The following is a 25,833-nucleotide window of genomic DNA, read 5'->3' on the forward strand; positions in this document are numbered from 1 at the left end:
CGCATGGCGTTCTCGGCCCGGTGCAGGCTCGGCCCGTCGGGACGGTCGGACAGGGCCACGCCCAGCGCCTCCAGGAGGCTGGCCTGGGCGCGGGTGCCCTCGGCGGTCCCTTCGAGGAGCCGCTCGACCTGGGCGAGCACGCCGGTGTCGCGCAGCAGTGCCCGCTGGACCAGCCATTCGCTCTCGACCTCGGCGGCGAGGTCGTCGTCGTTGTTCTGCTCGCGTACGACGCGCAGGGCCCGGCCGATGACCTCGCGTTCCTCGGCGAGCTGGCCGACGTTGCGGTGGGTGCGGGCCAGGTGCAGCAGCACCTGGGGCGCGGCTTCGGCCGCGGGCCCGAGGCGGGCCATCAGGTGGATGAACTCGACCGGGTCGAGCTGGTTGATGCGCGAGGTGGGCAGTTTGGCGATGAGCGTGGCCGCCTGCTCGGGGTCTCCGCTGTCGGCGAGCAGGCTGGCCGCGGCCAGTTCGGCGCCCTGGGACGTCAGGAGCGGGGCGGCCCGCTGGGCGATGGCCGGGTCGAGCGGTGCGAGTGCGGCCAGCGTCTCCTTCGACTCGCTGCACAGCCGTGACCAGCCGTCGGCGCCGACGGCGAAGGGGATGCCCGCCCGGATGAGGCGCCGCAGCAGCCCGGGCTGGCCGAGCCCCTCGACGAGGCTGTCGTTGACCATCGGGAAGGCGGCCACCTGGGTCAGCAGGTAGCGGTCGGCGGGGTCGAGGTCGGCGGCGTAGTGGTCCATCAGCTGGCGGATCAGGCCGGGGTGGCGGAGCAGTACCGTGGCGGCGGCCATGCGGTCGGAGGACCGGGCGAGCCGGCGCAGCATCACGAGCAGCAGCGCCACCCAGCCGCCCGACAGGTCGTGCAGGGTGGCGGCGAGCCGCTCGGCGTCCTCGTCGCCGAGCTCGATGCGGGCGAGGGCGGTGGCCTCCTCCTGGGTGAGGCGCAGGTCCTGGGTGTTGAAGCGTTCGGCGGTGCCCCAGAACTCCATGGCGGCGAGGGGCGCCGGCAGCAGACGGCTGCTGACGATGACGCGCAGGGGCGGCAGGCCGTCCTTGGCCAGGTCGGCCAGCCAGGCCGCGGCGTCGTCGGTGAGCGCTTCGGCGTTGTCGACGACCAGGAGGCCCGGACCCGCCGACGCGGCCAGCAGTTCGGCGACCCGCCCGGCGGCCGCTGTGCGCGGCCGGCCGGCGGGCTCTCCGGCGGGCTCGCCGGCCGCGTCGAGGATCGCGGACGTCAGTTCGTCGACGGTGACCGGGTGGTCGCGCGGCAGGCGCACCTCGACGCCACCGCCGGCGCGGGCCCGGACCTGCCCGATCAGGGCGCTCTTGCCGAATCCGCCCCCCGCCTCGACGAGGACCGAGTGCCTCGCGTTGAGCATCTCTTCCACCAACCGCTGACGCGGGACGAAAGGCACGCGAGCCATCCGAGGCTGTCCCCATTCTCATGCCAGCTGAACCGGCGACCCCGGGACCCCCACCGTCATGCCCGTTTGGTCGGGTTGTAGGTTAACACGAACTCTTGGATGACGAACCGTCACCCTGAGTGAATATGCGGGGCGTTGCACGAGGCCCCGGGACGGCTGTCACGGCTGCTCGCCCCCGGTGTGCGAGAGCCGGTGGGCGGTGGGCTTGCGGGGGCCCGGTACCTGCCGCTGCCGGGAGGTGATGTGGCGGCGGCGGGCGTCACTCACCTGTTCGTCGACCACCTGGCGGACGACGTCGTGGCGGAACTCGTAGACGGCCGGCCGGTCGGGGTGCTGTGAGCCCTCGGCGAGGATCCCCACCTGCAGCAGCGTCTCGAGCGCGTCCAGGGCGGCCAGCACGTCCAGGCCGGCCGCCCCCGCCACCGCGTCGAAGGCCACGGACGGGCCGGTGACGGCCGCGACCTGGAGCAGCCGGGTGGCGTCGTGGCCGATGGCCGCCTGCTTGGCGGCCACCAGCCGGGCGACGGCCGGGGGTGCCGCGTACAGGCCGGCCGGGTGCCGGAGCATCTCCAGGAGCATGAACGGGTTTCCGCCGCTGCGGGTGTAGGCCCGGCGGACCAGGCGGGCGGCGGTGTCTGCGCCGGTGCCGGTGCCCGTGCCGGTGCCGGTGCGCGTGACCAGCTCGTGGATGAGCGTCCCGGTGGCCGCGAGGTCGAGGCCGCCGAGGACCACCTCCGCCCCGTCGCCGGCGTGCTCGAACCGGAGCATCGCCTCGTCCAGGCCGGTCCGCAGGCGGCGCTGGGCGGACGTCGGCAGGTCGTTCCTGGCGGCGACGACGATGCACAGCCGGGCGCCGGCGGTCGTGCGCAGCAGGTGCCGGACCAGCTCCACGGTCTGCGGGTCGGCCCAGTGGGCGTCGTCGACCAGGACGGCGCAGGGCCGTTCGGACGCCGCGGCCAGCAGCAGCTGGGTCAGCGCCGCGAACAGGACCGGCTGTTCGGGCAGTTCGCCGGGCGCGCACGGACCCCCGAGCGAGGGGAGCAGCAGGCGCAGCGGGCTCCGGGCGGAGGGGCAGACGGCGTCGAGCGGGTCGTCGGGCGAGGAGGCGACGTAGCTGTCGAGGGCCTCCACGAGGGGCTGGTACGGGATCATCGCGTTCTCGTCGCAGCGGCCGACGAGCAGCAGCCCGCCCTCGGCGGCCATCGCCGCGCCCGCCTCGCGCAGCAGCCGCGTCTTGCCGATGCCCGACTCGCCCGTGACCAGCACGAACTGCCGGCGGCCGCGCGCGGCCCGGGCCCAGGCTCCGGCCAGCGTCGCCATCTCCTGCCGGCGCCCGATGAAGGGGACCGGGCGGTGTCCGGCGGCGGGTCCGGCACCGGGCGCGCCCGACGGGGCGGGGGACGACGGGCCGAGCAGTGCCAGGTAGGCGGCCTCGGTCTCGGGCGACGGGTCGACGCCGAGCTCTTCGGCGAGGTACCGGCGCAGCCGCTGGTACGCCCGCAGGGCCTCGCCGCGGTTGCCCATGGCCTCGCGCACCGCCATGAGGCAGCGGTGGGCGCTTTCGCGTTCGGGTGCCCGGGCCGTCGCCTCCTCGGCGAGGAGTGCGGCCCGCGCGTGGTCCCCCGAGCCCAGCGCGGCCCGGCTGGCGATCTCCAGGGCCGTGACCAGGCATTCGGTGAGGCGCTCGCGCCATCCGGCGATCCAGTCGCCCTCGTGCTCGGACAGGAACGGCAGGCGCAGCCGGTCCGCGGCCCGGGTGGCCAGCCGGGCGGCCGTGGTCACGTCGCCGGTGTTGAACGCCTCCTGGGCCGCGGTGACCGACCGGGTCGCGTCCTCCACGTCGACCAGTACGTCCTCGCGCAGCGCGAGGACGTAGCGCCCGCCCAGTTTGGCCAGCGGGTTCGTCGACTCGGCCGGCAGCGGCGCCATGAACGTGCGCAGCCGGCTGACGAGCGTGCGCAGGGCCGACGCCCAGGTGGGCGGGAGCTCTCCGGGCCAGATGACGTCGGCCAGTTCGTCCCGCGTGACGCCCTCGGGGCCGGCGAGCACGAGGCGGGCGAACGCCACCCGGGCCTGTGCGCTCTGGAGGTGGTGCACGGTGCCGGCGCAGCGCACGGCCATCGGCCCCAGTATTTCGATCTCGGTGTCCATGAAACTTGTCCCCCTGCAAGTGCTGTGTGGGGGACAGAGTCCGGCCAGGTGGTACCAGCCGGGTGCCGTGGCCGGGTCCCCGCGCGTGGGACCGCGGTGGTATCGCCCGCCCGTACGCTTGCGCGCCCGTTGCGCTCCTACGGCGACGATCCTGGCGTCGACCAGCGAGAACGCGTCCACAACGGCCGGCCACCCGCTCGAGCCGGACTCGCGTTCCCATGCAGTCGGGCTTGCGAAACGCTTGCGCCGGTACTCGTACGGTGCGGCCCGCAGGCCGATCACAACTACCAGGAGTCGCCATGCTGCTTCCCTCGCTCGAAGTGTCCGTCGAACGGCTGATGGCCGTGAGCCGGGTCGAGGGGTTCGACCCCGACAGCCCTCTGACCACGTCCGGTGTCGACTCGCTCGACCTCATGGAGTGGGTCTACGACATGCAGGAGCGCTACCCGGACCTGGGTGTGGACGAGTCGATCGTCGAGAGCATCAACGACACCGTCACCTTCCGGGGCATCCACCAGCAGTTGGTGGCCGCCCACGACGTCGCCCCGGTCGCGTCCGCGACCGGCGGCGAGTGACCGCGGAGCCGCGGGTGTCGGGCATCGGCATCATCGGGTGGGGGAAGTACCTGCCCGAGGGAAGGCTCACCAACGCGGACCTCTCCGCACGGCTGGGCGTGGACGACGAATGGATCGTGCGGCGTACGGGCATCCGCGAGCGGCGGATCGTCGGGCCGGGCGAGACCACCGCCTCGCTGGCGGTCGAGGCCGGCCGGCGGGCGCTGGAGCACGCCGGGCTGCGCCCCGACCAGATCTCGCACCTGATCCTCGCCTCGGGCACGCCCGAGCAGCTGTCGCCGGCCACGTCCGCGTTCGTACAGCGCGAACTGGGCACGGCGGGCGGCGCCCACGACGTGAACGCCGAATGCGCCAGCTTCGCCTACGGATTCGTGGTCGCCGCCGGGCTGATGGCGATCGACCCCCGTCCGATCCTCCTGATCGGGACCGACACGCACTCCCTCGTCGTCGACCCCGAGGACCGGGACCTGGGCGTGCTGATCGGCGACGGGGCCGGGGCGGTCGTCCTGGCGCCCCACGACCGCAGCTGGCTGCAGGCGTGGGACATGGGCTGCGACGGCACCAAGGTCGACAGCCTCAAGATCCCGGCCGGCGGCAGCCGGCTGCCGGCCAGTGAGGCGACGCTCCGCGACAAGCAGCACTACGCGCAGATCAAGGGCAACGAGATCTACCTGAACGCCGTGCGTTTCACGGTGGGTTCGGTGAAGCGGACGCTCGAGTCGGCGAACCTCAAAGCCGAGGACATCGACCACCTGCTGCCGCACCAGGCCAACATGCGCATCATCGACTCGATCCTCGAGCGCAGCAACGTGCCCCGGGAGCGGTTGATCACCAACATCGAGTACTACGGCAACACGGGTGCGGCCTCGATGCCCATCGCCCTCGCCGAGGCGCTCGATGCCGGGCGCATCAAGCGGGGCGACCGCGTGATGTTCGCGGCGTTCGGTGCCGGCATGGTGTGGCTCACCGCGCTGATCGAGTGGGGTGCGGGCGAGCCGACGGAGTGGGCGTCATGACCGGGACCGCAGCGGAAGTCCGCCCCCTCTCGGCGCAGCGCCCGGAGAAGCCGGTCGCCCTGGTGACCGGCGCGTCCGGGGGCTTCGGCGCCGCCGTGGCCGTCGAGCTCGACCGGCTCGGGTGCCGCGTCGCCCTCCACTACAACCGCGCCGAGGACGGCGCCCGCGAGGTCAGCGAGCGCCTGACGAACGACCCGATCGTCGTCCAGGCGGACGTGGGTGACTGGGAGTCGGTCAGCGCCCTCCACCGCCGGGTCGTCGAGGAGCTGGGCGAGGTCGACATCCTCGTCAGCAACGCGGCCGTCCGCAAGGACGCGCTGCTGATGAGCCAGTCGCCGGAGGCGTGGGGCGAGGTCGTCCAGACGAACCTGGTCGGCACCTTCCACGTGTGCCGCGCCGTGCTGCCGTCGATGTTCAAAAGGCGGTGGGGGCGGATCATCAACGTGGTCTCGCCGTCGGCCCTGGTCGCCACGTCCGGCCAGACCGCGTACGCCGCCTCCAAGTCCGGGGTGATCGCGCTCACGCGCACCCTGGCCACCGAGTGCGGGCGGCGCGGGGTGACGGTGAACGCCGTCTCGCCCGGGTTCATGGAGACGCGGATGACGGCGAACGCCACGGAGAAGTTCCGCCAGAGCCTCGCCGCCAACCTGCCGGTGCCCCGGCTGACCACGCCCGAGGAGGTCGCGCCCGCCATCGGCGTCTTCCTGGACAACGGCTACATCACCGGGCAGGTGCTCAGCGTCGACGGCGGGATCTCCCTCACCTGAGGGGCGTACCCGTCCGCACGGGAGGAGAGCGAAATGGCGGTCACCGGCATCGCGCCCGGTACGGCCCTGCTGCTGCGCTGGGCGGGAGCGGACCCGGCGGGTGAACGCGCCGCCCGTGCCCGGGTCGCCGACGCGCTGCGCTCCGCGGTTCCGGTTCCGGTTCCGGTTCCAGTTCCGGGGGCGCCTCCGGTTACGGGGCCGGGGCCGGTGCGCGGTGCGGTGGTCACCACGGCGGCCCGCGCCCTGGACGACCTCGCGGCCGCCCCGGTGCGGCAGGTCCCGGCGGGCGGGCCCCGGCCCGTCGTCCTGCTGCTGCCCGGGCAGGGGTCCCAGCACCACGGGATGGCGACCGGGCTGTACCGCGAGGAACCCGTGTTCCGGGCGGCCGTCGACGAGGTCCTGGGCGCGTGGGGGGCCGAGGGCGAGGCGATCCGCGCCGACTGGCTCGGCTCCGCCGCCCGTCCGGGCATCCCGATCGACGACGGGCGCCGTGCCCAGCCGCTGCTGTTCGCCGTCGACCACGGGCTGGGCCGGCTGCTTCTGAGCTGGGGCGTCACCCCGGCCGAGGCGCTCGGGCACAGCGCGGGCGAGGTCGTGGCGGCGACCCTGGCCGGGGTGTTCACCGTCGCCGAGGCCGTCGCCCTGGTGCGCGGCCGGGTGCGTGCCGCCGCGCGGATCCCGCCCGGCGGGATGCTCGCCGTGGCGGCGTCCGCCGACGAGCTCGGCCCGTACCTGTCCGGGCAGGTCGCGGTGGCGGCCGTGAACGCCGTACGCCGGACGATGCTGGCCGGGCCGCGCGCCGAACTGGCCGTGGTGGCGGCCCGCCTCGCCTCCGACGGGGTGACGCTCCGGCCGGTGCCGGCCACCACCCCGTTCCACAGCCCGGCGATGGAACCGGCCGTCGCGGCGGCCGAGCTGGCGTTCGACGCACGGCCCCGGCCGCCCCGGTTCCCCGTACGGTCCGGCTACACCGGGCGGTTGCTTACGGCCGAGGAGGCGGGCTCGGCGCGGTTCTGGGCCCGGCAGATGGCCGACCCCGTCCGCTTCGGGCCCGCCCTGACCGCCCTGCTCGGCGCAGGGGACCGGCTGCTCGTCGAGTGCGGGCCGGGCCGCGTCCTGTCCTCCCTGGCCGTGCGGCAGCGCGCGGTGCGCGGCGGGGGGAGCGCGGTGCTGTCGATGCTGCCCGGCGACCGGGCGGAACGGTCCGGCCGGGCCGGGCACGGCGACCGGTCCGCCGTTCTCGAGACGGCCGCGGCCCTGTGGTGCGAAGGGCACGACCTCGTGCTCGACGGCCACCGGCCCGGCGCGGGTCTCCCCCGCGGACACCGCAGCCCGTCGCCCTCGTCCTGACCGGCCCTCGGCCGCCGCCGTCGCAGCAGCACCCGGACCGGGAGCGGCGGCGGCATGTCGGGGTTGAGGACGACGATGCTGCGTACGGCCCGTGTCCCGGTGACGTCCCGGGCCGCGGTGAGGATGCGGTCGGTGGCGAGGCGGAGCTGGGTGCGGTACGCCCCGGAGTCGGGCCACAGGGTCAGCACCCTGGTGCGCGGGTTGTAGGCGGTGACCGTGACGTGCTCGGCGAGGGTGGGGGCGACGGCGGCCGCGATGGCGGGCCACTGACCGAGCACGCTCGCGCCCACGGCGGCCAGCTCCCACACGCGGTCGGCGAATAACTGCTCGGTGACGGCACCCAGCGCGGCCGGCTCCCGGCCGTCGCGGAGGCCGGGCCGGGCGCCGGTACGGGCGCCGGGCCGGGCAGCCGTACGGCCGCGGGACGTACGGGATTCGGCGGCGCGGTCCCCGCGCTTGCGGGCGGCCGCGCGGGCCGCCTGGAAGGCCATCCGGGCCATGTCCGTCCCGAAGACGGCCGGGCGGGACGAAGTACCGGAAACGGCCGGGGTGTTGGGGCTGGTGGTCATGGTGGGCGCCTCCTAGTGCTGTGGCCGGGAAGGTTGGCCGAGGGTGGTCCGGGGGCTGTGGGCGAGCCTCGTCAGCTGCTCGGCCCGGTGAACCAGGTCCGCGCCGTAGAGCCGCTCGGCCATGGGGCGTCCCACGAGATGGACCGCGTTGACGACCGTGGACGGATCGCCCGCCAGCAACTGCCGCTCCACGAGCGCGCGGCCCTCGGCGAGCTCCACCGGGTCCAGGTCCTCCCACCGGATCGACGTGGACTGCGGCTCCGGAACGCGGTCGTCGTCGGGCGCGGTGTCCCCGGCGGGCCGGAAGGCGGTCGCGTAGGCCTCGATGACGTGCTGTCGCACCTCGGGGTCGGTCGGGGCCTGCCAGTCGCCGTCGAAGGCTTCGCGCTGGTGGCGGACGTGCCCGATGCGATGGCGGCGCATCCCCTCCTGCGACCTGCGCCAGTCCTCGACCGCCGATGTCCGCTTCTCGGGGGTGGAGAGCACCGCCTCCGCGCCGGCCAGCAGCGTGGCGAGCAGCCCGGAGGCCCGGTGGACATGACCGACCGCCGTACCGCCGCGGAAGTACAGCCAGGCCAGGACGTCGACGACCGACCAGCCGGCATCGGCGACGTGGCGGGCCACCCACGCGATGCGTCGGACCGAGCAGCCGCGCAGCCAGGTCACGTGCGCGATCAGCTGCACCGCCAGCCGCAGACGGGTGCCGAAGCGGTTCAGCCTCCGGCGGCCTCCGGTCCTCCGCTCGGACTTCTTCGGGGCGGGGCTCTTCTCAGGGGGAGAGGAGGTCATTCCCGCAGGAGAAGAGTGCGGGTGGCGCCCAAGAGAATGGGGCTCACGGCCCGAACGGCCGCGGGCGCCGGCAGCCCGGTTCCCCTTCGGCTTCCGCTTGGTCTCGGCCCTCGCACGGGCGGCGACCACCGCCTGCTCGCGGCCGGCCTCGGTCAGCCCGCACACGCGGGCGTGGTATCCGCTCCCGGCCAGCCGGTGCCCCATGGCCTCGTCGTAGACCGGGGGAACGGCCGCGCCGTAGATCGTGGCCGTCGCCGTGTACGCGCGCCCCGGCAGGCGGAGGTTTCGTTTCGAGCCGTGCCGCACCCACACCAGGGCGCCCAGCTCGCGCAGGTACCGCACGTGGCGCTTGACCGTCGCGCGCGACAGGCCGGTTCGCGTCGCCGTGCCGTCCAGGTCGTACAGGACCAGGCTCAGCGAGAAGTCCATCCGGGACGCCAGGTCCTCGGCCACCCTCACCGTCGAGGGGCCCGCCTGCGGGTGCGGACCCGCGCCCACCAGCCACACCACCGACCGCAGCCACGCCCGCGGTTCGGCACGGCGCGAGCCGGTGCGCTCCACGGACTGCGCTTCTCCCCGTACGGGCGTGAACACCGGTGCCGCGGAGGCGCCCACGGGAGGTAAGACGTCCCATAGAAAGGTAAAGGAGTTCCGCTTTTCGGGTAGGGATCCCGCCATGCGGGACGCTCGATCGGCTCGAACGGGAGCGAAACGGACAGCGACCGGGTTTTCAGAGGACACAACATCGGGCACTATGACGAGTACCGACCTTCCGGATGGATCAGCAAAGACGGACCCCTTGGCCGGGGCCCTGAACTCGTTGGTTCGCGCAGGGGGACGGCAGCACTGCGCGAGCCCCTTGGCCGGGGCTGACGCGGTGTCAGCAGTGAAATGGCCCTGATGAGGGGCCGGATCGATGAGAGCGGCTTGATGAGCCGCAGCTCGGAACCGGTTGCAGCCGATGTCCGAGCGGACCGCCCTGGTGATGCACCGGGCGGTATACGGGCCGCGCGAGTCCAGAGGATGGCGAATCCTCACCGGAGCGCGCGGCTGATGGCCGGCTAGGTCATCCCGACCCCCTTGAACCCGAAGGCGGCGTCGGCATGCCCGGAGACGATCCGCGCACCGCACTGCGATCAGTGATCTGCGCGGCTTCGGGGTGTTTCTCGGCGAGCCGCTGGAGAAGGCGGGCGTACGCGTCACGCCACGGGCGCCGCGGCTCGGTCTGGCCGCCTTCCCAGCGCAGGATCGTCAGCGGCTTCACGTGCAGGGCGTCGGCGAGCTGGCGCTGCGTCAGATCGTCGGCGAGGCGCAGCTGCCGCCGTACGGCGGGAAGGGGAAGATCCGGTTCACGATCGACCAGAGCGTCAACTGACGCGTTCAGATCCAAATCTGACACGGAGAAACCTCCCCCTCCAGCGATGATGCTCCGAAAGATACCTCACCTCGTGATCTCCGACACCACTGCAACCGGGTGTTCACGATCAGGGCCGGGCGGCCCCGCGCGTGGGTCAGCTGTCATAGGTGTCGAACGAGGCGACCCAGAGCGCCGACAGCAGCCACAGGTCGGCCAGCAGCGCCGTCACGGCGAGCGCCTTGTCGAAGCGGAGGTACGCGGGGGGCGGGAGCAGCAGCCGGACGAACGGGTGCCCGTGCTCCCGTACCCACCGCTGCCGCCGGCTCTGCCACAGCACGGAGGAGGCGTACCCGAGCCCGGCGAGAGCGGCGGCCCAGCCGCCCAGGAAGACCAGCGCGAAGAGCAAGATCACGAAACCCATGCCCCACGAGATGCCCCCACCCACCGGAGCGGTTCCTTCCGCTCGCGGCGCGGGCCGCGGGCCGCAGGGTGCCTCCGGCCCCCTTCCCTGCTGGCCCGGTGTCGCGACACGGAGTTCGGCGGGTTCAGTTTCCGGCGGGTGGGAGGGCGCCCTTTTTGCGGGCCTCGGCGATCCAGCGGCCTGCCGTCGCCTCCGAACGGGCCCATCGGCTGGCGATGGCGCGGCGGGGTGGGATGTTGCGTTCGGTTGCCCACCGGTAGACCTCGGCGACCTTCGCGACGTGGTCGTCGCCCCCGCCGTAGGGGCGGCCCTCGGTCGCGGGCGCCGGTGACACCTGGCCGGCGATGTCCGCCGCCCGCGCCTCGGCCGCCACGCGCAGGAGGCGGTCCAGGGGCAGGCGGCGCAGCCAGGTCGCGCTCACCGGCTGGTCGTCCGGGGCCTTGACGTAGAAGCCGTTCGGTTTCGTGCCGCCGGCGGGGAATCCGATGATGAAGCTGTGGCCCTCGTAGCCGGGGAAGTCCTCCACGGTGACCCCGCTCCCGCCGTTCCTGACCTTCATGTCCAGACCTTCATGCGCTGCCCTCGCTCGGCTTCTGATCGCACGCTTGTGAGACGCGCGCGCAAGTTGATCGCGCCTATGCCATCATGACGCGGCCCCTGCCCGCATCGCCGCATCGCTGTGGCCCGGGGACCCCATCGTTCCTAAGGATCGCCCAGTCATGTCCGGATACCCGCAGCAGCCCCAGCCGCAGTACCCCGCCCAAAAGCCGGGGATGAGCACCGGCAAGAAGGTCGCGCTGGGCTGCGGCATCCCCGCCGTCCTCGGGCTGCTCCTGCTCGGCGGCTGCACCCTCCTCGTCGGCGAGGCCGCCGAGGAGGTCGGCAAGGAGCTCGACAAGTCGTACGACAGCGCGCAGGTCGACCCTTCGGCCGGCAGCGACGCGAAGAAGGGCGAGCCGGACATCACCAAGGACGCGAAGGTGACGTCCTGCGCGGTGAAGACCGGCGACTACGACCTGAAGGAACTCGACGTGAAGGTCGAGTACACCAACAGCGGAGACCGCCGCTACAGCTACCTCGTCGAGGGAGAGGTGCTGGTCAACGGCGAGAAGAAGGAAGACCTCCTGTCGACCGCCCAGAACCTGGCCCCCGGCCAGAAGTACACGGACGACAACGCCGGCGCCCTCGCGTTCAACACCGCGAAGGCGGCCAAGGCCTCCGACAAGATCGAGTGCAAGATCCTCAAGGTGTCGCGCAACGCCCTCTGACCGGCGCAAGAGCGCCGACGGGCCTCCCCCGTCGGCGCTCCCTGCCGTTTCAGGACCAGCGCGCCGTGGCGTGGAGGGCTCCGAGGAGGGTGAGGGCCTGGGCGCTCGGGGATCCGGGGGCCGCCTGGTAGACGATGAGCTGCTGGCCGGGTGCCTCGCGCACGTCGAAGGACAGGTACGCGAGGGTCAGGGGGCCGACGTCCGGGTGGAGGCAGTGCTTGGCGTCCGAGGTCTTGCCCCGTACGGCGTGGGCGTTCCACAGCCGGGTGAAGTCCGCGCTGTGGGCGGTGAGTCCGGCGACGAGGCTGCGTAGGCGCGGGCTGTCCGGGTCGAGGCCGGACGCCTGGCGCAAGTGGGCCACGACGGCCTGCGCCGTATCGGTCCAGCGGGTGTGGAACCGGCGCCCCGCCGGGTCGAGGAAGGCCATGCGGGCGAGGTTGTCCGCGGCCTCGAAGGGCGAGTACAGGGCTTCGGCGAGGGCGTTCGCCGCGAGGACGTCCAGGGCCCGGTTGACGACGAACGCCGGGGCTCCCGGGCAGGCGTCGAGCAGTTGGCGCAGCGCGGGCGTGATCCCGTCCGGGACGGGGGGCGCGAGCGGGACGGGCGGGGCCGTCCCGGCCAGTCGGTACAGGTGCGCGCAGGCGTCGGGGTCCAGGCGCAGGGCGCGGCCGAGGGCGTCGAGCACCTGGGCCGAGGGGTGGCGTTCGCGGCCCTGCTCCAGGCGCGTGTAGTAGTCCGCGTTCATGTCGGCCAGGACCGCGACCTCTTCGCGGCGCAGCCCGGGGACCCTGCGCACGCCGTGTCCGGGCATGCCGACGTCTTGGGGGCGCAGGCCGGCTCGGCGGGCGCGCAGGAACTCTCCCAGCTGGTTCTCGGACATGCCGGTCAGGCTAGGCGACCGCTGCGGGCGGTGCCTGGGTGTGGCGCACCCAGGCAGCGGCCGTCCTGGCCGGTGCGTCGCGGCCTGCCCAGACTCGGTGCTGCGAGCGGGGCGCACTCAAACCAACTCACCTTGTCCCGCCGCCTTTTGACCGAGAGGAACAGCAGGGATGACAGACGCCTACGCATACGCGGACGCGGACGCAGGCGCGGACGCGGCCAAGGTCGTGGTGGTCACCGGGGCGAGCAGCGGCATCGGGGAGGCGACCGCCCGCCGGCTCGCCGCCGACGGGCACCGGGTGTTCCTCGGTGCGCGCCGCACCGACCGTCTCGACGCGCTGGCCCGCGAGATCACCGAGCGCGGAGGCAGCGCGGCGTACCAGAGGCTGGACGTCACGGACGCCGCCGACGTGAAAGCCTTCGTGGCCGCCGCCCGCGAGCGCTACGGGCGGGTGGACGTGATGGTCAACAACGCGGGCGTGATGCCGCTCTCGCCGCTGGACGCGCTGCGGGTCGAGGAGTGGGACCGGACGATCGACGTGAACGTCCGGGGTGTCCTGTACGGGATCGCCGCCGCCCTGCCCGTGATGCGGGCCCAGGGCGCCGGGCACTTCGTGAACATCGCCTCCGTCGGTGCGTACGAGGTCTCGCCGACGGCGGCCGTGTACTGCGCGAGCAAGTTCGCCGTGCGGGCGATCTCGGAGGGGCTGCGGCAGGAGTCCCCGGACGGCGGCGTCCGCGTCACGCTCGTCTCCCCCGGCGTGACCGAGTCCGAACTCGCCGACGGCATCGCGGACCCGGCCGCGAGGGAGGCCATGCGGGCCTACCGGGCGGTGGCGCTGCCCGCCTCCGCCGTCGCGGCGGCCATCGCGTACGCCGTTTCCCAGCCGGCGGAGGTCGACGTCAACGAGATCGTGGTCCGGCCCGCCGGGAGCGCGCAGTGAACGGCGGCCTCCCCGCTGCGGAAGGCGGTGACGTGACCCGTACGGCCCAAGCCCCGGGCGCCGACGACTTCGCCGGTCTGGTCCGCAGGGTGCGGGCCTTGGAGGACAAGGAGGCCCTGCGTGCGCTGATGATGCGCGGGTGGCGGGCGCTGGACCTGAAGGACTGGCGGGGCTGGGCCGGCTGCTGGGCCGAGGACGGGGTGCTGGAGTTCGGGCCGTGGGGGACGATCCGCGGCCGGGAGGCGATCCGGGCCAGGGTGGAGGAGGCGGAAGCCGCGTACCCGGCCATGCAGCACCACATCCTCAACACGCACTTCGAGGTGGCGGGCGACCGGGCCACCGGGATCGGCTACATGTGGTTCGTGACCGATCCCGCGCCCGGGACGGCCGCCTCCCCGTACGCCATGGGCGGGCCCTACGACTGGGAGTTCCGGCGGGAGGCGGGGGGCTGGGTGCTGGTCCGGCAGACGCTGGGCGTCTGGTGGACCGGGGGCGAGGACCCCCTCGCCCCCGGCGTCCGGACATGAGCCGGGTCGTACGCCCCCGGTTGTAGCCGGGTACTTCCCCTGGGGGTACGGGGAATCAACTCCTGGTGGGCCGACTCGGGCGGTGGGCGGCGGTTACGTTGGCGCCCGCCCCGCAACCAACGGAGGATCGCCGTTATGCAGACCCGTTCAGCTGATGACGTGCGCAGGCGAGTGGTGCGGGGGACATCCAGGTCGGGGATATCCCGGCTGTCCCGGGTATCCCGGCTGTCCCGGATATCCGTCGCCCTGATCGCGGCGACCGCGCTCCTCGGGGCCGCGCCCCGGGAGGCGGCGGCCGCGGGGCCGGGGGCGGCGGCTCCGGCCGTTCCCGTTCTGTCCTGGGGGCCGTGTGACGGTGCGGCGGACGGGTTCGAGTGCGCGACCGCCCGGGTGCCGCTGGACTACCGCGAGCCCGCCGGGCGGACGGTCCCGATCGCGGTCACCCGGCGGCTCGCGGCCGACCGCGCGCAGCGCACCGGTGTACTGCTGCTGCACCCCGGCGGACCGGGGAACTCCGGGGTGGACTTCGCCCGGGACAGCTACGAGGCGCTGCCCGCCTCCCTGCGCGACGCCTTCGACGTCGTCGGGTACGACATGCGCGGGGTGAAGCGCAGCGGGCAGGTGGAGTGCTGGAACGACCGGGAGTACACCGCCGCCGTCGACTCCGCGCGCGGTGTTCCCGGGCCGGGCGCGCTGCGGGACGCCGTCCGGCAGGGGCTGGAGTTCGCGACCGCCTGCCGGGAGCGGGCCGGTGACCTGGTGCCGTTCATCGGCACCGGCTCGAACGCGAAGGACATCGACCTGCTGCGGCAGGCCCTGGGCGAGGAGACGCTGTCCTTCTACGGGCGTTCCTTCGGGAGCTACGTCGGCACCGTCTACGCCGCGCAGTTCCCGCGGCGCGTGCGGGCCATGGTCCTGGACGGGGGCTACGATCCGCGGCGCTACGCCGACGTGCCGTACGCGTACGACGGGCCGCAGTTCGTGGCCCTGGACGCGGCGGTCGGGCGGTTCCTGGACTGGTGTGCGCGGGAGGCCGCCGCATGCGGGTTCGGGGAGGGCCGGCCGCGGCAGGCGTTCGAGCAGCTCAAGCGGGCGCTGGACGCCGATCCCGTGATCACCGCGAGCGGGCGTCCGGCGACCGGGTACACGCTCGCCTACCGCCTGATGTTCAACATCAACGCGGGCAAGGTGATCTGGCCCGAACTGGGGCAGGCGCTGCGGGCGGCGCAGGCTCGGCAGGGGACGTTCCTGCTGTCTCCGCCCTCGCCGGGTTCGTTCGACTTCCTCAACGTCAATCTGGCCGTCGAGTGCGCCGACCGGGCGTATCCGGCCGGCCGTGTGCTGCTGGGCGGGCTGGTCAGCGCCCATGTCGCCGCCGCTCCGCTGCTGGGCGCGCCCATCGGCTTCGGTCCGCCGACGTACGACCACAACCACGCCCCGGCCTGCGCGCAGTGGCAGGCGGAGCGCCCGAGCCGGTACGAGGGCTCGTACCGGGCGGCCGGCTCGGCCCCGATCCTGGTGCTCGGTACGACGGGAGACCCGGACACCCCGTACCGGGACTCGGTGGCGCTGGCCGGGACGCTGGAGAACGGGCGACTGCTGACCTTCGCCGCCGAGGGCCACACCGCGTACAACCGGAGCGCGTGCGTCAGCGCCTTGGTCACGGACTACCTGGCCGGCCTGGCCCTGCCCCCGCGGGGCACCGTCTGCACGGACGAGGACCCGCCGGGCCCCATCGGCCTGCGCACGCCGGACCTCCCGGTCGACGAAACCCGCGACGTGATCCCGACTCTGCGCTGAGCGGCGCGAGCGCCGTGCGCGGTCAGAGGTCGGCGCAGGGCGGGATCACGCGGACGATCGCGATGAGGTGGAGGCGGGGCAGGGGGAGCGCGTAGAACCAGCCGTCGGCCAGGAGCGGGATGCGGCGCAGCCCGCCGGGAGTGCCTTTGCGCGGCCCCTCGCCGATGTCGGTGACATCGACGCCGACATCGGCGAGCGCCACGAGTTCATCGGCGAGGCGCTCGACCTCCTCGGTGACATGGGCGGGCAGCCCCTTGATGACTTCGTCCGCGTTCGGGTCGTACTCCCACCGCCACAAGGTCACCGGGCCCCGCCGTGGGGGATGCCAGCCTCGGCGGCGGCCTTGTCGAGGATGTGGCCGATCTCGGCGGTGATGGCCCGCGCCTCGGCAGGGTCGGTGACACGCGCCGCGCGGGCCTCCAGGCTGCGGAGGAGCGCGGCGAGGTCGGGGTGCCGTTCGATGGCCACGTACAGGGCCCACTGCCGCAGGAAACGGCGCATCGGCGCGGCGCTGAACTGATCTCGGGCGCGGGCGACAGCGGTGGCCCGTTCGGCGTCGAAGGTCGGCACGGCATCCGGGGCGATCCGGGACAGGGCCGCACGCAGATCTTCCGCGGTCGCGGCCGGTTGGGGGACGCCGGCGCCGGGGGAAGGTTCAGGAGCAGTACTCACGCCGCCTCCACTTCGTCGGCTTCCGCGGCGCGCCGGTGACCTGCCGCCAGGGTCGAGACGTGCTGGCGGGACCAGCCGACGCGGGCCGCGACCGCGGCCGGTCCCCCGCGGTCGTAACGCGAGGCGATCCGCCCCGCCGCCTCCCCCAGCACGGCGCGTGCGTGGTCCAGAGCCTGGGCGGCCTCTTCGACCGCGCGGGCCAGAGCGTCCAACTCGTCCGCCTCGCCGGGGTCCAGCGCCACACGCGTCGCGCGGGGGGTGTCGGTCATGCGCCCAGCCTGCCCCACGCTCCACCGCAAGCGCAACCGCACTTGACAACCGGACCTGCCGCTTCGCCTTCAGCCTGCGGCCTCTGCCGGGGCTGGTGTCCGAGCCCCGGCAGAGGCCGCAGGCTCGGGCGTCCGTTCTAGTGCCGGCCTGCCAGGGAGCGCAGGCGGCGGTGTTCGAGGGCGGTGGCGAGGGCGTAGGCGCCGCCGCCTGCGAGGGCGAGGGTCCAGAAGAAGGCGGGGGCGTCGAGCCAGAGGGCCGCGGTGGAGGTCAGGGCGAGCCAGACGCCGAGGCCGTAGTGCAGCACGTTGCGGCGTACGGCTCCCTCGGCGATGTAGAGCAGGCCGACGATGAGGCCGGATCCGGCGGGCCACAGGACCGACTGGAGTTCCGGTGCGTCGAGTACGGAGGTCAGGCCGGTGATCGCGAGGAACAGGGCGGTGAAGCCGGCGATCCAGGCGGCGCCGAGCAGCCGGGCGGAGAGGACCTCCGGGGTGGTGGCCCCGTGCTGGGCGCGCAGGGCGGCCATGGTGGCCAGGACGGTGCCGGCGGCCAGTCCGGTCCCGAGGAGGGTCATGGGGAGCCAGCCGGGGAGACCGAGCACGGGGGTGTCGCCCTGGGAGACGGCGGCGGCGCCGTGGCCCAGCAGGTAGGCGAGTCCGAAGCCGGCGTAGGCCGCGCGGTTGTCGACCTCGATCGGGCGGCGGGTCGGGGGGTGGGCGATGGTGTCGACCGGGGGTGGGGCGGTGGCGGTGGTCATGGTCGTGGTCATGGGGGATCTCCTGGGGTGAGGGGGGTGTGCGTGCGGGGGTGGGGTGGGGTGGCTCCCGGCCTCGTGGTCTCGGGGGCTTCCGGCCTCGTGGCAGACGCCTCGGGCCGGGAGCCACCCCACCGTGGAGCGTGGGTCAGTGCTTGCCGGGGTCGAGGGCGGTGTCGGGGATCCAGGAGCCGTGGATTCCGGCGGTCACGCGGCGGGGCAGGTGGACGGTGGCGATCCGGTCGAGGCCGGCGGCGTCCAGGACCAGGAGTTGCGAGGAGTCCTGTTTGAGGTCGGAGACCACGGTGAGGAGGTAGCCGTCGTCCTCGCTGGTGGCGGACTCGGCGGGGACGAAGACCGCCTCGCTGGGCAGCCGGGCGTCACCGACCTCGTGGATGCGGCGGGCGCCGGTGGTGCGGTCGTACTTGACGACGCCGTAGCCGCCCATGCCGTGGTGGTCGGGGAAGGAGACGGCGTACTGGTAGCGGTTCTCGGCACCCAGGTAGTCCTCGTTGAGGGTCGGGAACTCCACGGCCAGGTCGTCGGTGATCCGCTCGTCGACCGTTCCGGCCGTCAGGTCGATGGTCCAGCGGCGGGTACAGGAACGGGTGTTGGGCTCCGTACCGCGGCCGGGTGCGCCGGTCCACCAGTTCCAGGAGAGCCGGAAGCCCTCACGGTCGACGGTGGGCCCTTCCAGGACGATGCGGCCCCGGCCGTCCTCGTAGGCGTTGCCGACGTGCAGCATGCTGCCCGGTTCGATCGGGAACCAGCGCACGTGCCGGGCGCCCTCGGGGCCGCGGGGCATCACACCGATACGGGCGGGCTGGGCATCACTCCAGGAGTACGGGATGCCGGAGTGCTCGGCCGGGTCGAAGGTGACGTTGCCCTCGATGAAGACCACGTGGTGGCGGGTGAGCGCGAAGTCGTGCTTGAGCGCGGCGGTGGCTCCCGGGATCTCGGCACTGTGGACGATCGCGCCCTTGGCGTCGGCGACGTGGTGGGTGAGGAAGGGAGGGAAGGGTGAGGAGCCGAAGAAGTGCAGCTCGCCGGTGACCGGGTCGGTCTTGGGGTGGGCGGTCATGGCGGTGCGGAGCTTGCCGTCGAAGTCGTGCGCGCCGACGGTCTCCAGATCGGGGGTGAGTTCGAAGGGGAGGTTCGCCTCGCAGAGGGCCAGCAGACGGCCCGCGTGCTCGATGACGTGCGTGCCGGCGGTGCTGGCGGTCAGGTCGGGGCCGCGGTCGGTCATGTACGGGGCGCCGTCCAGGGCGGGGGTGTGGACCCAGCGGTTGCGGTACCACTCGGCACGGCCCTCCCGCAGCCGGATCCCGTGCACCATCCCACTGCCCTTGAACCAGTGGGTCGGCGTGACGCCCGGCTTGGGATTGTGACTGTTACGGATCAGACGGCCGGTCAGCTCCGGGGGCAGGGAACCCTCCACGGTCAGGCCGGTGGCCGTGATCTCGTCGGGGACGGGGGTGTAGTGGCCGGTCAGGTAGGGCGGGGGCGTGGTCATTTCGCTCCTCGGGTCGCTTCGGTCGTTGTCGCTGCGTCGTGCGGGGTGCGGAGGGCGCGGAGGGCGCTTCAGGCGGGCTGCTCGGCGCGGGCCTTGAGGCAGCCGAGCCAGCTCTCCAGGGAGGAGCGCAGGGCGGTGGTGAGTTCGTCGACGGCGGCGTCGACGGGGTCTCCGCTCCAGGACTCCTCGGTGTGGACGGTGACCTGGTCGCCGTTCTGTTCGAAGGTCCACACGTGGATGCCGGTGATTCCGCCGGCCGGTCCGCCCCAGACGATGCGCCGTCCGGGGACGAGCTCGCGGATGGTGGAGGTGATGGTCATCCCGTGGGTGAGCCAGTTGAAGTGGGCGCCGACCGCCGCCGGGCCGCTGAGGCGGGCCTCGTCGATGTCGGTGTTCCAGGACGGCCAGTTGTCGACGTCGGTGTGCAGGGCCCAGACGGTGGCGAGGGGGGCGTTGATCTGGGTGGTGAGGCGGACGACGACGGGGGCGGTGGTGTCGATGGTGTGCATGAGGTGTCCTTGTCGGTCGGTCGGTCGGTCGGTCGGTTCGGTCGGTTCTGGGTACGGGTCGGGGTGTCCCCCCGTAACCGGGGGTCGGGTTGCGGGTCAGGAGGCCCGTGCGTGGTCGGGTGCCGGGCTGTGGTGGGGTGCCGGGCTCTCGTCGGGTGCCGGGCTCTGGTGGGGTGGTTGTGCGGCCGGCGGTGTGGCGGTCCGGAGGGGACCGCGGGTGCGCCGGGCCGGACGGGTGAGGGGTACGGCGAGGAGCGCTGAGGCGGCCAGGATCGCGGCGGAGACCGCGAACGCCGCCCGGTAGCCGGCCGTGAGGGCCTCCAGATGGGGCTGGTGGGCGGAGGCACGGGCCGATACGGAGCCGGCCACGGTGGCGAGGGCGGCGAGGCCGATCGCGCCGCCGATCTGGCGGGTGGTGTTGACCAGTCCGCCGGCCAGGCCGGCGTCCCGCTTCGGGACGCTGTCCACGGCGAGCGCCGTGAGCTGCACGAAGGCGGTGCTCAGGCCGAGGCCGACCAGGACGCTCGCTCCGAGGACGTCGGCGGGGTAGCTGCCGTCGGCGCTGATCCGCGACAGCCACAGCAGCCCGGCGGCTTCGACGACCAGGGCCGCGGTCACCGTCGCGGTCGGGCCGATGCGCCGGGAGATGCGGGGCGCCGCGACGGCGCCGATCATGTTGGCCACGGCGAGGGGGAGCTGGCCGGCGCCGGTGGCCAGCGGGCTCATGCCGAGGACCTGTTGCTGGTAGAGCGGCAGGAAGAAGAAGAGCGCGATCCACACCGAGCCGAGGAGCGCCATCAGCAGGTTGCCCGCGGCGACGCGACCGGTGGCGAACAGCCTGGGCGGTATCAGGGCGTCCGGCCGGCGGCGTTCGATGACGGCGAAGGCGGCGAACAGTACGGCGGCGGCGAGGAGGGCGCCCAGTACGCCGGGGTCCGTCCAGCCGGCGGCGCGTGCGCTGGTCAGTGCCCAGACCAGGCAGGTGAGGGCGAGGGTGACGGTCGCGGTGCCGAGCAGGTCGAAGCGGCCGGTCTCACGGCCGGCGGCCCGGGGTACGAGCGCCAGGACGGCGGTGAGGACGAGCACCGCCCCGAGGGCGGTGACGTGGAAGACCCAGGGCCAGCCCCAGGCCTGCGTGAGGATCCCGCCCAGCAGGACGCCGGCCGCGCCGCCCGCGCCGGAGACCGCGCCCCACACCCCCAACGCCCTGCCGCGGGAGGGTCCGGGCGGGAACAGGTCCATGGTCAGGGCGAGCGCGGCCGGGGCGATGGCGGCGGCTCCCAGGCCCTGCGCTGCGCGGGCGGCGATCAGTACGCCCGGGGAGGGGGCCAGGCCCGCCGCCAGTGAGGCCGCCGCGAACACGATGAGACCGGCGAGCAGCAGCCGTCGGCGGCCGAGGAGGTCGGCCGCGCGGCCTCCGGCCAGCAGCAGCGCCCCGAACGCCAGGCCGTAGGCGTTGACCACCCACGTGGTGCCGCCGTCCGACAGGCCCACCCCGGCACGGATCTGCGGCAGCGCCACGTTCACGATCGAGGTGGCCAGCATGACGGTGAACTGCGCCGCGGCGAGGGCCGCGAGCGCGGCACCCGGGCGGGGTGGGGAGGCCGGGCGGGACGAGGCCGCCGGCCTGCCCTTCGTACGTCCAAGGTTCATGGCGCACAGACTCGTGTCGGGCGGTGCCCACATTCCATGGCCGGTGGAGGCGAGAACTGTCCACTCCTGTCCGCGCCTGTCCACTGCGCCCACACGGGCATGCGCTGTGACCTGCCTCACCCATTTAAGGACCCTTTAAGTGCCTTCTAAGGGCGCTGGGATAGTTCGTGCCGTTTTCCCGATTTCTAGCTATTTGCTGACGTGAAGATCCACTCGGATACTCGGCTCGTCGACCCGTTCCCAACAGGGCGGCGGTCACCACCTACCGAGAGAGCAGACTTGTATGGGTAAGCGCAGCCTCGTCGCACTGGCAACCGGAATCGCCGCATGCGGCCTCATGGTCCCGGTCGCCGTGTTCGCCGGGGAGAACGTCAACTCCAGCGCGCTCGAAGTAGAAGCGGCCGCCCGCGCCACGTGGAAGCTCGAGGGCCACTGGCTGACGGGAACCATCTCGATGCCGTCGGCCGGCCCCGGGTGGAAGCTGGAGTTCGAGGTCCCCTCCGGGGTGATGCCCGATGTCCACTGGGGGGCGATGACCACCTCGGGGACGAGGATGACCGTGCGGGGTGCCGCGGAGCAGCCCAACTCGTTCAGCTTCGGCGTTCCCGTACCTCCGACCGACGTCTACGAGCTGCGCGACTTCACGCTGAACGGCAAGCCGATCGCGGTCGAGGACGCCTCCTGGCGGAGGGACGGGGCGACCACTCCCCCGGTCGAGCCGCAGCCGCCCACCACACCCCCGGCGACGACTCCGCCCACCGCGCCGCCCACCACTCCGCCCACGGTCCCGCCGACCTCGCCCCCCACCGCTCCGCCCGCCGGATCGAAGCGCTGGCTGACGGGCTACTGGCAGAACTTCAACAACGAGGCCACCGTTCAGAAGCTGACCGACGTTCCCTCGCAGTACAACATCGTCGTCGTCTCCTTCGCCGAGGCCGTGGAGAGCGAGGAGGGCGCGATCACCTTCTCCCTCGACCATCAGGGCACCGGCTACGGCAGCGTTCAGGAGTTCAAGGCGGACATAGCCAAGCTGCGCGCCGCCGGCCGCAAGGTGATCGTGTCCATCGGCGGCGAGCGGGGCCACGTCAAGGTTGCCGACGCCGCCTCGGCCACGCGGCTCGCCGACTCCACGTACGAGCTGATGAAGGAATACGGCTTCGACGGAATCGACATCGACATCGAGCACGCGGGCCTCAACGCCACCCACATGGCGGACGCGATGCGCAAGCTGCGCGCCAAGGCGGGCAGCGACCTCGTCATCACGGCGGCGCCCGAGACCGCGTACATGCTGCCGAGCGACAAGGAGCTGGAGACCAGCTACCTCAAGTTCGCGCTGGCCATCGAGGACATCCTGACGATCGTCAACACCCAGTACTACAACTCGGGCACCATGAAGGGCTGCGACGGCCAGATCTACGCGCAGGGCACCGTCGAGTTCATCGCCTCCCAGGTCTGCTCGGTGATCGGGGCGGGCCTGGACCCGGCCAAGGTCGGGATCGGCGTGCCGGCCACCAGGGGAGCCGCGGGCGGCGGCTACCTGGAGGCGTCCAAGGTCAACGACGCTCTGACCTGCCTGGCCGAGGGGAAGGCCTGCGGAACCTTCAAGAGCACGGAGAAGTGGCCCTCGATCGGCGGCGCTATGACCTGGTCGACCAACTGGGACGCGAAGAACGGGAACGAGTTCGCGCGCGTGGTCGGCGGCCACCTGGGCACCGCCAAGCGCTGACCGGCCGCCCGGAGCCGCCGGACCAGGCCATCGGACCAGGCCATCGAATGTCGACGCCGGCCCGCACCCATCTGACGGGGGTGCGGGCCGGCGTCATTCTTTTCCTTATTTATGCCTATCGGAGTTTGTGTGCAGGGCAGGCGGCAGGGAAAAGTGAGGTGCACCTCCCCCACCCCATGAATTGATCTTTCCAATGGCCCGTCTTTTCTGCGCCATGGTTCCGAGCCCACTGCGCCGGCTCGCCCGTTCCATGGTCAAACAACGCCCGAAATCTCCCGAAAAGCCGGATTCCCGGGGCGAACCGCCTCGGACGGAAGCCGCGCGCTCGCCGGATGTGGTCCGGCACCGCGGACGTCTCACCAGGATCCGCGACGACCTGCTGCCGCAAGCCGCCCGGGACGCCAACCTGCGGGCCGTGGCCGAGGCACTGGAGGCCCACGGCATCGGATACGGGCTGCTCCCGGACGGTGGTCCGGCCCACCGGGTGGCCATCGCGCCGGGCAGGCGCGGAGAGGTCCTCGCCGCTTGCGCCGCCGCCTTTGCGGGCCGCCCCGTGTACGCCCGCCTGCTGGGCGAGGACTGCGACGGGCACGTGCTCGCCGAGACGCTGCCGGATGCGGTCGCGGGCCGGGAGGCCGCTCCCGGGGGTAGGGTCAAGGGGATCCGCCTGTACCAGCCGGTCGTCACCTCGGGGGGTACCGTGCGCTACGGCTCCGACCTCGGCTGCGACGTGGAGTTCTGGGACCCCGCCCCGCTGGGGGCCGTCGCGTCGCTGCGCGAGACTCCGCACGGATGGTGGCTCCACTCGCTCGAGTCGACGGCCTCCCTGCACATCGGCGGTCGCGGCTATCCCGTCGTGGACGCCGTCAAGGGCCGCTTCCCCCAGGACATCGACTTCCCCATCGACGCCGTGATCACCTGGGTCGACTGCGCGGACCCCGCCTGGCGCCGCCGAAGGGACCTGGCGGCGGGCCAGGACCCGGATGCGGAGGCGGATGCGGATGCGGAGGCGGATGCGGAGGCGGATGCGGACACCACGTCACCGGGACCGGCCGTGGACGGCGCCGAGCACCGGTACCGCGACCGCGGTGAACTGCGCTACTGCCTCCGCTCGATCGCCGCCCACGCCCCCTGGATCCGCCACGTGTTCCTCGTGACCGACCGGCAGACGCCGGACTGGCTGGTCACCGACCACCCCGGGATCAGCGTGGTGGACCACCGGGCCTTCTTCTCCGACCCCGACGCCCTGCCGGTGTTCAACTCACATGCCATCGAGAGCCAGCTCCACCGCATACCCGGCCTCGCCGAACACTTCCTCTACTTCAACGACGACATCTTCCTCGGCCGTGCGCAGCGCCCGCAGGACTACTTCCTCCCCTCCGGCCTGCCCAAGGTGATCCACGACGAGCGGGCGATACCGACGAGCCTGGCGGACTCGGACGCCGACGTGTACACGGCTTCGCAGCGGGCCACCCTGGAAGCCGTCGAGAACGCCACCGGCCGGACGTACCCGTACACCTTGGCGCACACCCCCTACGCCCTGCGGCGCTCCCTCTACGACCGCGTCGAGGCGCACCTGCCCGGGCGGCTCGACGCGATCGCCCGTTCTCCCTTCCGCAGTGCCGCGGACCTCGCGCCCGTCACCCTGGCCACGCACCTGGCGCTCGCCGAAGGCCGAGCCGTCGAAGGGGACCTCACCCACGTGTACGTCAGCACCGGCCGGAGCGAGGAGATCGAGCGGCTGCCGGACCTGGTCCGCGACCGCCGGGCCGACGCCGTCTGCCTCGCGGACGCCGCGGACGCCCTCCTCTCCCCGGACGAACAGCGCCGCGCCATCACGGAGTTCCTCGACGCGTACCTCCCTGTGCCCTCACCCTTCGAACACGTCCCGGACGCGGAAGCCGGCGTGCCGGCTCAGGCCTCGCACCGCACCGCGGCCTGAGCTCAGGCCGCGGGGAGCGGCGGTACGGCCTGGCTGAACGCGTCCTTCCAGAGGGTTTCCCGAACCGGCTTCGCGGCCTCCAGCACCGTGATGGCACCCGCACCGACCGCCGCACTGATCTGGATCTCCGCCACCTGACCGGAGCCACCGCCGCGGGTGACCGGCCAGTACTGGTCACGCCCGGCCGGGTTGGCGTTGTCCCAGCCCTTCCTTGATGACCGACCAGATGAGGGAGACGAGCACGAGCCCCACCGCGATGAAGGGTCGCCGGTCAGGGCCGCGAGGTACATCGCGTACGCGGGTGCGGCGAGCCGGCCGGACAGCTTCATCGCCGCGAGCTGCGTCGCCACGGCGATCCGGTCCGCGGCGACGGCGCCGTGCGTGAGGTCGCAGGTCCAGCTGATGGCGTCGCCGAGGTTGGCGGGCGGTGTGAGGATCCCGCCCAGGCCCCGGTCGAGCTGCTCGGCGGTCTCTGGCATCGCGACGTGGACGCGGTGGTGCTCTCCCCCGCGTCCTTGACCGCCACGCCCAGGTGGGCGATGACCTTCTGCTTGAAACCGGGGTCAGGCCGAAGGCCGCCGGCACCGGACAGGACGCTGAATTCTACGAGTCTTCAAGGGAATACTCTCCATGGCGGTAGGGAGTTTCAGCCGGAGTCTCGGATAACAAGAATCTTCCGTCTTGTGATAGCCCATCAGGCGTCATCCGAGCCGGGAAGAATAACCGCGTCCGGACGGTACCGACCGAATCGAAAGAGAATGTGACGTCCTCCGTGGCGGACAACCTAGGTCCACACCTGAGTGACCAACGGCGACCACCGTAAGCCGCTTGACGTAAGCGGCCCTGAATGCGAAGCCCCGAAGAGTTTCCATACGGCGCCGCTTGTCCCCTTCCTTCGGAATTCCGGAGGAAAGGGAAACCGTAGGGTACGGCTCACCCCTCGAAGGTTTCCGCAGA

Annotated in this window: 25 protein-coding genes and 1 pseudogene; 11 read left to right on the top strand and 15 right to left on the bottom strand. The window is 72.9% G+C overall.

Annotation, left to right across the window (positions count from 1 at the left end; genetic code table 11):
• Window positions 1-1,583: 1,583 nt before the first annotated feature.
• On the bottom strand, window positions 1,584-3,575 hold the full coding sequence (locus ACTVZO_RS43545; protein WP_443304124.1) for an AAA family ATPase: 1,992 nt from the start codon (window positions 3,573-3,575) through the stop codon (window positions 1,584-1,586).
• A 299-nt stretch (window positions 3,576-3,874) separates the two neighbouring features.
• Here ACTVZO_RS43545 and ACTVZO_RS43550 point away from each other — a divergent pair, with 299 nt between their 5' ends.
• The 4 genes from ACTVZO_RS43550 to ACTVZO_RS43565 are packed head-to-tail and all read left to right on the top strand — an operon-like array spanning window position 3,875 to window position 7,283.
• A complete protein-coding gene (locus ACTVZO_RS43550) occupies window positions 3,875-4,150 on the top strand; it encodes a phosphopantetheine-binding protein (RefSeq protein WP_443304125.1) in 276 nt (91 codons plus the stop codon).
• Window positions 4,147-5,166, top strand: coding sequence for a 3-oxoacyl-ACP synthase III family protein (locus tag ACTVZO_RS43555; protein ID WP_443304126.1), 1,020 nt, complete (start codon window positions 4,147-4,149; stop codon window positions 5,164-5,166). The genes ACTVZO_RS43550 and ACTVZO_RS43555 overlap by 4 nt, the downstream gene beginning before the upstream one ends.
• Complete coding sequence (locus ACTVZO_RS43560; protein WP_443304127.1) at window positions 5,163-5,933, top strand: 3-oxoacyl-ACP reductase family protein; 771 nt, start codon at window positions 5,163-5,165, stop codon at window positions 5,931-5,933. Before ACTVZO_RS43555 ends, ACTVZO_RS43560 begins: the two co-directional genes overlap by 4 nt.
• Before the next feature lie 33 nt (window positions 5,934-5,966).
• Complete coding sequence (locus ACTVZO_RS43565) at window positions 5,967-7,283, top strand: acyltransferase domain-containing protein (protein ID WP_443304128.1); 1,317 nt, start codon at window positions 5,967-5,969, stop codon at window positions 7,281-7,283.
• Window positions 7,284-7,411: 128 nt separating this feature from the next.
• On the opposite strand, the pseudogene ACTVZO_RS43570 reads toward ACTVZO_RS43565, so the two are convergent.
• A pseudogene (locus tag ACTVZO_RS43570) lies at window positions 7,412-7,591 on the bottom strand (DUF721 domain-containing protein); the annotation flags it as partial.
• 22 nt (window positions 7,592-7,613) lie between these two features.
• On the opposite strand from ACTVZO_RS43570, the gene ACTVZO_RS43575 reads away from it, so the two are divergent.
• Window positions 7,614-7,868: a hypothetical protein gene (locus tag ACTVZO_RS43575; protein ID WP_443304129.1), complete on the top strand. Its 255-nt coding sequence runs from the start codon at window positions 7,614-7,616 to the stop codon at window positions 7,866-7,868.
• Here the strand turns inward: ACTVZO_RS43575 and ACTVZO_RS43580 are convergent.
• From ACTVZO_RS43580 to ACTVZO_RS43595, 4 genes are all read right to left on the bottom strand, one after another.
• On the bottom strand, window positions 7,865-9,202 hold the full coding sequence (locus ACTVZO_RS43580; protein ID WP_443304130.1) for a transcriptional regulator: 1,338 nt from the start codon (window positions 9,200-9,202) through the stop codon (window positions 7,865-7,867). The two genes, ACTVZO_RS43575 and ACTVZO_RS43580, sit on opposite strands and share 4 nt — an antisense overlap.
• Before the next feature lie 505 nt (window positions 9,203-9,707).
• A complete protein-coding gene (locus ACTVZO_RS43585) occupies window positions 9,708-10,040 on the bottom strand; it encodes a helix-turn-helix domain-containing protein (protein ID WP_443304131.1) in 333 nt (110 codons plus the stop codon).
• Between the two features lie 112 nt (window positions 10,041-10,152).
• Window positions 10,153-10,419, bottom strand: a complete 267-nt coding sequence (locus tag ACTVZO_RS43590) for a hypothetical protein (RefSeq protein WP_443304132.1) — start codon at window positions 10,417-10,419, stop codon at window positions 10,153-10,155.
• A 124-nt stretch (window positions 10,420-10,543) separates the two neighbouring features.
• A complete protein-coding gene (locus ACTVZO_RS43595) occupies window positions 10,544-10,978 on the bottom strand; it encodes a hypothetical protein (RefSeq protein WP_443304133.1) in 435 nt (144 codons plus the stop codon).
• Window positions 10,979-11,138: 160 nt separating this feature from the next.
• Between ACTVZO_RS43595 and ACTVZO_RS43600 the strand changes: the two genes are divergently transcribed.
• Complete coding sequence (locus ACTVZO_RS43600; RefSeq protein ID WP_443304134.1) at window positions 11,139-11,687, top strand: hypothetical protein; 549 nt, start codon at window positions 11,139-11,141, stop codon at window positions 11,685-11,687.
• Window positions 11,688-11,736: 49 nt separating this feature from the next.
• On the opposite strand, the gene ACTVZO_RS43605 is transcribed toward ACTVZO_RS43600, so the two are convergent.
• Window positions 11,737-12,567, bottom strand: coding sequence for a helix-turn-helix transcriptional regulator (locus ACTVZO_RS43605; protein WP_443304135.1), 831 nt, complete (start codon window positions 12,565-12,567; stop codon window positions 11,737-11,739).
• A 169-nt stretch (window positions 12,568-12,736) separates the two neighbouring features.
• On the opposite strand from ACTVZO_RS43605, the gene ACTVZO_RS43610 reads away from it, so the two are divergent.
• The 3 genes from ACTVZO_RS43610 (at window position 12,737) to ACTVZO_RS43620 (ending at window position 15,837) form a co-directional block, all read left to right on the top strand.
• Window positions 12,737-13,510 carry an SDR family oxidoreductase gene (locus ACTVZO_RS43610; RefSeq protein ID WP_443304136.1) on the top strand — a complete coding sequence of 258 codons (774 nt, stop codon included), beginning with the start codon at window positions 12,737-12,739 and terminating at the stop codon, window positions 13,508-13,510.
• Window positions 13,511-13,542: 32 nt separating this feature from the next.
• Entirely contained in the window at window positions 13,543-14,037 is a 495-nt protein-coding gene (locus tag ACTVZO_RS43615) for a nuclear transport factor 2 family protein (protein ID WP_443304137.1), read from the top strand.
• Window positions 14,038-14,172: 135 nt separating this feature from the next.
• Window positions 14,173-15,837 carry an alpha/beta fold hydrolase gene (locus ACTVZO_RS43620; RefSeq protein WP_443304138.1) on the top strand — a complete coding sequence of 555 codons (1,665 nt, stop codon included), beginning with the start codon at window positions 14,173-14,175 and terminating at the stop codon, window positions 15,835-15,837.
• A gap of 22 nt (window positions 15,838-15,859) precedes the next feature.
• On the opposite strand, the gene ACTVZO_RS43625 is transcribed toward ACTVZO_RS43620, so the two are convergent.
• The 7 genes from ACTVZO_RS43625 to ACTVZO_RS43655 form a co-directional block, all read right to left on the bottom strand.
• Entirely contained in the window at window positions 15,860-16,141 is a 282-nt protein-coding gene (locus ACTVZO_RS43625) for a hypothetical protein (protein ID WP_443304139.1), read from the bottom strand.
• On the bottom strand, window positions 16,138-16,509 hold the full coding sequence (locus ACTVZO_RS43630) for a hypothetical protein (RefSeq protein ID WP_443304141.1): 372 nt from the start codon (window positions 16,507-16,509) through the stop codon (window positions 16,138-16,140). The genes ACTVZO_RS43625 and ACTVZO_RS43630 overlap by 4 nt, the downstream gene beginning before the upstream one ends.
• A complete protein-coding gene (locus ACTVZO_RS43635; protein ID WP_443304142.1) occupies window positions 16,506-16,778 on the bottom strand; it encodes a hypothetical protein in 273 nt (90 codons plus the stop codon). The genes ACTVZO_RS43630 and ACTVZO_RS43635 overlap by 4 nt, the downstream gene beginning before the upstream one ends.
• 137 nt (window positions 16,779-16,915) lie before the next feature.
• Window positions 16,916-17,548 carry an ABC transporter permease gene (locus ACTVZO_RS43640; RefSeq protein WP_443304143.1) on the bottom strand — a complete coding sequence of 211 codons (633 nt, stop codon included), beginning with the start codon at window positions 17,546-17,548 and terminating at the stop codon, window positions 16,916-16,918.
• Window positions 17,549-17,681: 133 nt separating this feature from the next.
• Complete coding sequence (locus ACTVZO_RS43645; protein WP_443304144.1) at window positions 17,682-19,046, bottom strand: carotenoid oxygenase family protein; 1,365 nt, start codon at window positions 19,044-19,046, stop codon at window positions 17,682-17,684.
• A gap of 68 nt (window positions 19,047-19,114) precedes the next feature.
• Complete coding sequence (locus ACTVZO_RS43650; RefSeq protein ID WP_443304145.1) at window positions 19,115-19,555, bottom strand: SRPBCC family protein; 441 nt, start codon at window positions 19,553-19,555, stop codon at window positions 19,115-19,117.
• 96 nt (window positions 19,556-19,651) lie between these two features.
• Window positions 19,652-21,208: an MFS transporter gene (locus ACTVZO_RS43655; protein ID WP_443304146.1), complete on the bottom strand. Its 1,557-nt coding sequence runs from the start codon at window positions 21,206-21,208 to the stop codon at window positions 19,652-19,654.
• 283 nt (window positions 21,209-21,491) lie between these two features.
• On the opposite strand from ACTVZO_RS43655, the gene ACTVZO_RS43660 reads away from it, so the two are divergent.
• Together ACTVZO_RS43660 and ACTVZO_RS43665 are read left to right on the top strand one after the other, a co-directional pair.
• Window positions 21,492-22,934 carry a chitinase gene (locus ACTVZO_RS43660; RefSeq protein WP_443304147.1) on the top strand — a complete coding sequence of 481 codons (1,443 nt, stop codon included), beginning with the start codon at window positions 21,492-21,494 and terminating at the stop codon, window positions 22,932-22,934.
• Between the two features lie 334 nt (window positions 22,935-23,268).
• A complete protein-coding gene (locus tag ACTVZO_RS43665) occupies window positions 23,269-24,876 on the top strand; it encodes a stealth family protein (RefSeq protein WP_443304148.1) in 1,608 nt (535 codons plus the stop codon).
• A 2-nt stretch (window positions 24,877-24,878) separates the two neighbouring features.
• On the opposite strand, the gene ACTVZO_RS43670 is transcribed toward ACTVZO_RS43665, so the two are convergent.
• Window positions 24,879-25,355 carry a hypothetical protein gene (locus ACTVZO_RS43670; protein ID WP_443304149.1) on the bottom strand — a complete coding sequence of 159 codons (477 nt, stop codon included), beginning with the start codon at window positions 25,353-25,355 and terminating at the stop codon, window positions 24,879-24,881.
• Window positions 25,356-25,833: the final 478 nt, after the last annotated feature.

It is taken from the genome of Streptomyces sp. IBSNAI002 (assembly GCF_052244475.1).
Classification (GTDB): Bacteria; Actinomycetota; Actinomycetes; order Streptomycetales; family Streptomycetaceae; genus Streptomyces.